At 71.8% G+C, this 6,336-nt stretch carries 9 protein-coding genes; all 9 read left to right on the top strand.

The window, feature by feature from the left end:
- Positions 1 to 595, top strand: a 595-nt coding sequence (locus tag SACHA_RS22520; RefSeq protein WP_019811259.1) for an amidohydrolase family protein, incomplete at its 5' end; no start/stop codon positions are given.
- 81 nt (positions 596 to 676) lie between these two features.
- On the top strand, positions 677 to 1,405 hold the full coding sequence (locus tag SACHA_RS0115725) for a CPBP family intramembrane glutamic endopeptidase (RefSeq protein WP_019811258.1): 729 nt from the start codon (positions 677 to 679) through the stop codon (positions 1,403 to 1,405).
- Between the two features lie 100 nt (positions 1,406 to 1,505).
- The gene (locus SACHA_RS0115720; protein ID WP_019811256.1) at positions 1,506 to 2,327 is read left to right on the top strand and encodes a CPBP family intramembrane glutamic endopeptidase; all 822 of its coding nucleotides are present in this window, start codon (positions 1,506 to 1,508) and stop codon (positions 2,325 to 2,327) included.
- A gap of 211 nt (positions 2,328 to 2,538) precedes the next feature.
- Complete coding sequence (gene rpsP / locus SACHA_RS0115715; protein WP_019811254.1) at positions 2,539 to 3,030, top strand: 30S ribosomal protein S16; 492 nt, start codon at positions 2,539 to 2,541, stop codon at positions 3,028 to 3,030.
- Complete coding sequence (locus tag SACHA_RS0115710; protein ID WP_007024553.1) at positions 3,027 to 3,266, top strand: RNA-binding protein; 240 nt, start codon at positions 3,027 to 3,029, stop codon at positions 3,264 to 3,266. The genes rpsP and SACHA_RS0115710 overlap by 4 nt, the downstream gene beginning before the upstream one ends.
- A 26-nt stretch (positions 3,267 to 3,292) precedes the next feature.
- Positions 3,293 to 3,805: a ribosome maturation factor RimM gene (gene rimM / locus SACHA_RS0115705; protein ID WP_028663243.1), complete on the top strand. Its 513-nt coding sequence runs from the start codon at positions 3,293 to 3,295 to the stop codon at positions 3,803 to 3,805.
- 75 nt (positions 3,806 to 3,880) lie between these two features.
- Entirely contained in the window at positions 3,881 to 4,630 is a 750-nt protein-coding gene (gene trmD / locus SACHA_RS0115700; protein ID WP_039739312.1) for a tRNA (guanosine(37)-N1)-methyltransferase TrmD, read from the top strand.
- A 134-nt stretch (positions 4,631 to 4,764) separates the two neighbouring features.
- Positions 4,765 to 5,121, top strand: a complete 357-nt coding sequence (rplS, locus tag SACHA_RS0115695) for a 50S ribosomal protein L19 (RefSeq protein WP_019811247.1) — start codon at positions 4,765 to 4,767, stop codon at positions 5,119 to 5,121.
- Positions 5,122 to 5,161: 40 nt separating this feature from the next.
- The gene (gene lepB / locus SACHA_RS0115690) at positions 5,162 to 6,187 is read left to right on the top strand and encodes a signal peptidase I (RefSeq protein WP_019811245.1); all 1,026 of its coding nucleotides are present in this window, start codon (positions 5,162 to 5,164) and stop codon (positions 6,185 to 6,187) included.
- Positions 6,188 to 6,336: the final 149 nt, after the last annotated feature.

Here is a 6,336-nt window from a genome sequence, read left to right as displayed (position 1 = left end):
CCGGCTGTGGCCGGACGACGTGCTCGCCGAGGCGGTGGCGGTCGCGCACGAGGCGGGCGCGCGGGTGACCGCGCACGTGTTCGGCGAGGACGCGCTGCCCGGACTGATCGCGGCGGGTGTCGACTGCCTCGAACACGGCACGGGACTGTCGGCCGACCTGCTGGCCGAGATGGCCCGGCGGGGCACGGCACTGGTCCCCACCCTGATCAACATCGAGAACTTCCCCGGCATCGCCGAGCGGGCCGCGAAGTATCCCACCTACGCCGCGCACATGCGGGCCTTGCACGCGGGCGTGTCCGACATGGTCGCGGCGGCCCTCGACGCGGGGGTCGCGGTCTACGCGGGCACGGACGCGGGTGGCATGGTCGCCCACGGCCGGATCGTCGACGAGATCGAGGCGCTGCACGCCGCGGGCATGTCCCCGGAGCGGGCGCTCGCCGCGGCGTCCTGGTCGGCCCGGGAGTGGCTGGGGCACGCGGGAATCGCCGACGGTGCCCCCGCCGATCTGCTCGTGCTGGATGCCGATCCGCGTACGGATCCGTCGGTGCTGCGCCGTCCCACCCACCTGATGCTGCGCGGCCGACTGATCGACTGACGCGGTTCCGGCCACCCCCGTAGGGTTGGCCGTGGAGCGGGAGACTCCACAGGCGACGGACGACGGTACGGGGGAGGCGCGGTGGAGCGCGAGGACGGTGCGCCCTCGGCCCGCGACGGTCTCGTGCTCGGCGCGCACTGGGGACTGCTGGTGTTCTTCGCGTCCTACGGCACCTACTACGCGTTGTCCCTGCTGTTGTCCGGCCTGGCCGTGGGGAGGCCGGGGGCACTGAACCTGCCGGATCTGGGGCCGGTGATCCTGCTGGCGTTCCTGCCGAACCTGTTGCTCGGCATCGGCCCCGTCCTCGGCTCCCGTCGGTGGGGACGCGGGCCGCGCGCCGACTTCGGGCCGGTGCTCACCGGGCGGGACCTGCGGATCGGTCTCGCCTGCGGCGGCTTCTCCCTGCTCGCCGCGTATCTGCTGGGCCTGCTGCTGATCCGGGTCTACGGCCGGGAGCGGATGTCGGATCCGGTCACCGACGTGTTCACCGGCCTCACGTCCCACGTCGGGTGGCTCGTGGTGGCCGCGGTGGTGCTCGTGGTGGGGGCTCCGCTGACCGAGGAGCTGCTCTTCCGCGGGGCGCTCTGGAACGCGTTGGCCCACCACCGGATCCCCCCGTGGGCGGTGCTGGTCCTGACCGCGCTGGTCTTCGCCCAGGTCCACGCCGACCCGACCCGGACCCCGGCGCTGATCGCACAGGGCGTGGCGATCGGCGCCGCCCGGATGATCACCGGCCGGGTCGGCGCGAGTGTCGTCGCGCACGCCGTGAACAATCTGCCTCCCGCGCTGCTGCTGTTCGGCGGTTCGTGATGGACCGGACGCGGTCAGTAGGGTCGTGGCAAGATCGAGACCGCTCGCCGGACGGGACGTCGCGGGCGGTGCCGCCTCACCGGACGGCGAAGGGATCGGTGTGACCGAAGGGGAGTATCCGGGGTCGGCGCCCGACCGGGCCGGGGACGGGGCGGGCTCCGGCCCGTCCGGCCCGGAGCGGAGCGCTCCACCGCGGCCGGAGGACACCGGGCCGTCCCACCGCTGGGGTTTCGGCGCGTTCCTGCTCGTCGAGGTCGTGCTGCTCACCACCGCCGCCTTCGTCGGGGCGCTGCTCGGCGGGGGGCCGGTGGAATCGCTGCCCGTGCGTGACGTGCTGATCGGCACGATGACGCCCACGCTGCTCGCGACGGCCGCGGCACTCGCGATCACGAAGGTGCGGGGCAACGGTCCGCTGGCGGATCTGCGGCTGTCCTGGCGCTGGGACGATGTGCGGATCGGGCTCAAGTTCGGTGTGCTCGGGCTGGTGTGCACGGTCGTGGGCGTGCTGGTGTGGACCGAGGCGGTCGGTGAGGCCAACACCGGCTCGGCGATCGGCACCCTGGTGGAGAACAAGCCGATGCCCGTCTCCGCCGCTCTGGTCATGTTCGTCTACCTGTGGCTGCTCGGGCCGATCTGCGAAGAGATCATCTACCGGGGTGTGTTGTGGGGCGCGGCCGAACGGCTCGGCTGGGGCAGCGTGCGGTGGAGCCGGTTCGCGGCCTTCGTGCTGTCCACGGCGGTGTTCGCGGTGAGCCACCTGGAGCCGCTGCGCACCTCCCTGTTGCTGGTCATCGCCATCCCGATCGGGCTGGCGCGGCTGGTCACCGGGCGGCTGCTGGGCAGCATCGTCGCCCACCAGATGAACAACTTCCTGCCCGCCCTGGCGATCCTGCTCACCTCGCTCGGCGTCCTCACCACGTGAACGCGCCCGTACCCGGGTGGTCGGCCGGCCGGGGTACCCCGCCGGTGCGGCCCCGCCGGGGCGGTCTGGCAAAATGGGAGCTTGCCCGCTCCGGACCGGGCCCTCTCACCGTGCCGGAGCGCAGACCATACCTGCGGGCACCTGGATCCGGCTCCCCACTCGGATCGTGTCCCGACCCGAGTACGAGAAGACGACAGGAGTACCCACCCCCGTGGCTGTCAAGATCAAGCTGCAGCGCCTCGGCAAGATTCGCGAGCCCTACTACCGCATCATCGTGGCGGACGCCCGTACCCGTCGGGACGGCCGGGCCATCGAGACCATCGGCAAGTACCACCCGAAGCGGGAGCCCAGCTACATCGAGGTGGACTCCGAGCGCGCCCAGCACTGGCTCGACGTCGGTGCCCAGCCGACCGAGCCGGTCCAGCGCATCCTCGAGGTCACCGGCGACTGGCAGAAGTACAAGGGCCTGCCCGGGGCCGAGGGCTCGCTGAAGGCGCCGGAGCCCGGGCCCACCAAGCAGGAGCGGTTCAACGCGGCCCTGGCCGCGGCGAACGAGGAGCCCTCCGTCGCGGCCACCACCCCGAAGAAGAAGGGTGGCAAGAAGGCCGACAAGGCCGACGACGGTGGCGAGAGCACGAGCGGGGACACCGCCGCGGCCGACTCCGGGGCCACGGATGAGGGCGAGAAGGCCGACCAGGCGTGAGCTTCCTGGCCGACTCGCTCGAACACCTGGTGCGGGGCATCGTCGACAACCCGGACGACGTCCAGGTCGAGCTGATCACCACACGCCGGGGACGGACCCTGGAGGTGCACGTCCACCCGGACGACCTCGGCAAGGTGATCGGCCGCGGTGGTCGGACGGCGACCGCGCTGCGCACCGTGATGGGGTCCGTCGGTGGCCGGGGCATCCGCGTGGACGTCGTCGACACCGACCACTAGTGCCGTCGGAACGGGAGCGCGCGGGCGTGCAGGTCGTCGTGGGCCGCGTGGTCAAGCCACACGGGATTCGGGGCGAACTCGCCGTGGACGTCCGCACCGATTCCCCCGGGGACCGGTTCGCCGAGGACACGGTGTTGACCGGTCGGGACCGGAACGGGAGTACCCGGCAGCTCACCGTGGCAGCCGTCCGCCCGCACGGCGGACGGCTGCTGGTGCGCTTCGCCGAGGTGCCCGACCGGTCGGCGGCCGAGGACCTGCGCGGGCTGCACCTGCTCGCGGAAGCGGAGGCGCTCCCTCCGCTGGAGGACCCGGACGAGTTCTACGACCACGAACTCGAGGGGCTGCGCGCCGAACTGCCGGACGGCACCGCCGTCGGTACCGTGCGGGGGATCGTGCACGCTCCCGGGGGAGAGCTCCTCGTCGTGGACGTGTCCGGCACGGAAGCGCTCGTCCCGTTCGTGGCGGCCCTCGTACCGCACGTCGACGTGGCCGGTGGCAGGCTCGTCGTGGACCCGCCCGAGGGACTTCTGGACGGCTGACGGGCGGACGTGGACGGACAGCCGGTGAACGAGACGAACGGGGCCGACCCGGCGCGCGGCGGATCGCCGTCGCCGCTGCGGATCGATGTCGTCACGATCTTCCCCGAATACCTGCAGCCGCTGCGTGCGGCGTTGCTCGGCCGGGCGATCGACCGCGGCCTGCTCGAGGTCGGGGTGCACGACCTGCGGGACTGGACGTACGACGTGCATCGCGCCGTGGACGACGCCCCGTACGGCGGCGGCCCCGGCATGGTGATGAAGCCCCAGGTCTGGGGCGAGGCACTGGACGACGTCTGTGCCGAGGGGACCCGGCTGGTCGTCCCCACCCCCGCGGGCCGCCCGTTCACCCAGGAGCTCGCGCACAGCTACGCCGCCGAGCGACACCTGGTGTTCGCGTGCGGGCGGTACGAGGGCATCGACGAGCGCGTGTTCACCGACGCCGCGCGCCGGATGCCCGTGGACGAGGTTTCGATCGGTGACTATGTGCTGGTCGGCGGGGAGGCGGCCGTCCTGGTGATCGTGGAGGCGGTGACCCGGTTGCTGCCCGGGGTGCTGGGGAACCCGGTCTCGGCCGAGCAGGACTCGTTCTCGGACGGGTTGCTGGAGGGCCCCAGCTACACTCGTCCCGAGGTGTGGCGGGACCTGGCGGTACCCGACGTGCTGCGGTCCGGCAATCACGCGGCCATCGACCGGTGGCGACGGGACCGGGCACTCGAACGCACCTACCGGCGCAGGCCCGACCTGCTGACGGGACTGCCGGAGGACGGCCTCGACGCCCGGGACGTCGAGGTGCTCGACCGGCTGCGTCGGGAGGCCGGTGAGTGACGGCCGAGTACGTCTGTAATACTTGTGGGGTTGGCGCGACCGGTTCACGCGCCGAACTCCTGGGCCGCCCGCTCCTCGTGAGCAGGCGTGCGCCCGCAACGATGTGAAGCCACCAAGGACGAGGACGGACACCGATGAACACCCTGGACGCGCTGGACGCCGAGTCTCTGCGTTCCGACATTCCGTATTTCCGCCCGGGCGACACGCTGAAGGTGCACGTCCGCGTTATCGAGGGCAACCGCGAGCGCAACCAGGTGTTCCAGGGCGTGGTCATCCGCCGTCAGGGCGGAGGCATCCGCGAGACGTTCACCGTGCGCAAGGTTTCCTTCGGCGTCGGCGTGGAGCGCACCTTCCCCGTGCACACGCCGAACATCGCCAAGATCGAGGTCTCCAAGAAGGGCGACGTGCGCCGCGCGAAGCTGTACTACCTGCGTGACCTGCGCGGGAAGGCGGCGAAGATCAAGGAGCGCCGGGAGAAGCCCGCGTCCTGAAGTGGTCGGCCCGTTACCGTAAGCTGACGTGGTGGAGTCAGTGCCCTCGAACGCCGCGGAAGACGAGCCGGAACGTCCGGAGGACAGGTCGACTCCGGAGGACAGGTCGAGAACGTGGTCGGGCGACGACGGGCGACCGGCGTCCTCCGACGAGGACGGTGCGTCGGCGGACCGGTCCGGTACGGAGGACGGTTCGTCTCCCGCGGCCGGGGCGGCCTACCCGAAGAGGGACAGGACGAACAAGCAGCGCTCGTTCTGGAAAGAACTCCCGATCCTGATCGTGGTCGCGCTCGTCCTGGCCTTTCTCATCCAGCAGTTCCTCGGGCGGGTCTACATGATCCCGTCCGGGTCGATGGAGGAGACACTCCACGGGTGCCCCGGGTGTACGCCCGACCGCATCCTGGTCGACAAGGTGACCTACCACTTCACCGACCCCGCACCCGGCGACGTCGTGGTCTTCCGGGGGCCGGAGCCGTGGGTCGAGGACGATCCGCCGGTGGAGTCGGCGAATCCCGTCGCGCAGTTCTTCCAGAACGTCGGGTCGGCGTTCGGCCTGGCTCCGCCCGACGAGCGGGACTTCGTCAAGCGGATCATCGCCACCGGCGGGCAGACCGTCCGGTGCTGCGACGACCGGAACAGGGTCGTCGTGGACGGCCGACCACTCGACGAGCCCTACCTCCACTGGGAGGGCGGAGACCGGGAGCAGGAGGAGTTCGGCCCGGTCCGGGTTCCCGAGGGCACCGTCTGGGTGATGGGCGACAACCGCAACAATTCCTCCGATTCCCGGTACCAGGGCGGTGGCGGTCCCCGGGGTGCCGTCCCGGTGGACAACATCATCGGCAAGGCGCGCCTGATCGTCCTGCCGCCGTCCCGGTGGGGCGTGATCAGTGATCACAACCCGCAGCGGGAGCCGGCGGCTGCGCTGGCGGCGCCGACCTGGCAGGAGGGACTACCGTTGGGTTTCGGGGCCGCGGCCTCCTGGCCCGTGCTGCGGGTGGGACGCCGGGCGGCCACGGCAGTCGGCACAGGACGGCGAGCCGTCGGGTCGGTCGAACGGGAGCACTGAGCGCGGTGAACGCGACAGCGGTGCCGGATGTGCCGAGTCCGCCCCGCGCGGTCATCCGGGGTGAGACGGCCTGGGCCCTGCAGTCCGCACTGGACCGCCGCGGACTCGGCCCGGTGGCCGGGGTGGACGAGGCCGGACGCGGCGCCTGC

It is taken from the genome of Saccharomonospora halophila 8 (assembly GCF_000383775.1).
Taxonomy (GTDB): Bacteria; Actinomycetota; Actinomycetes; order Mycobacteriales; family Pseudonocardiaceae; genus Saccharomonospora; species Saccharomonospora halophila.
The sequence above is the reverse complement of the archived record's forward strand: the minus strand, read 5'-3'. Positions and strand labels throughout refer to the sequence as shown.

What these genes read in the sequence shown, in the direction of transcription:
- rplS (WP_019811247.1), top strand. Translation starts at nt 4,765, where the DNA reads ATGAACACCCTGGACGCGCTGGACGCCGAGTCTCTGCGTTCCGACATT.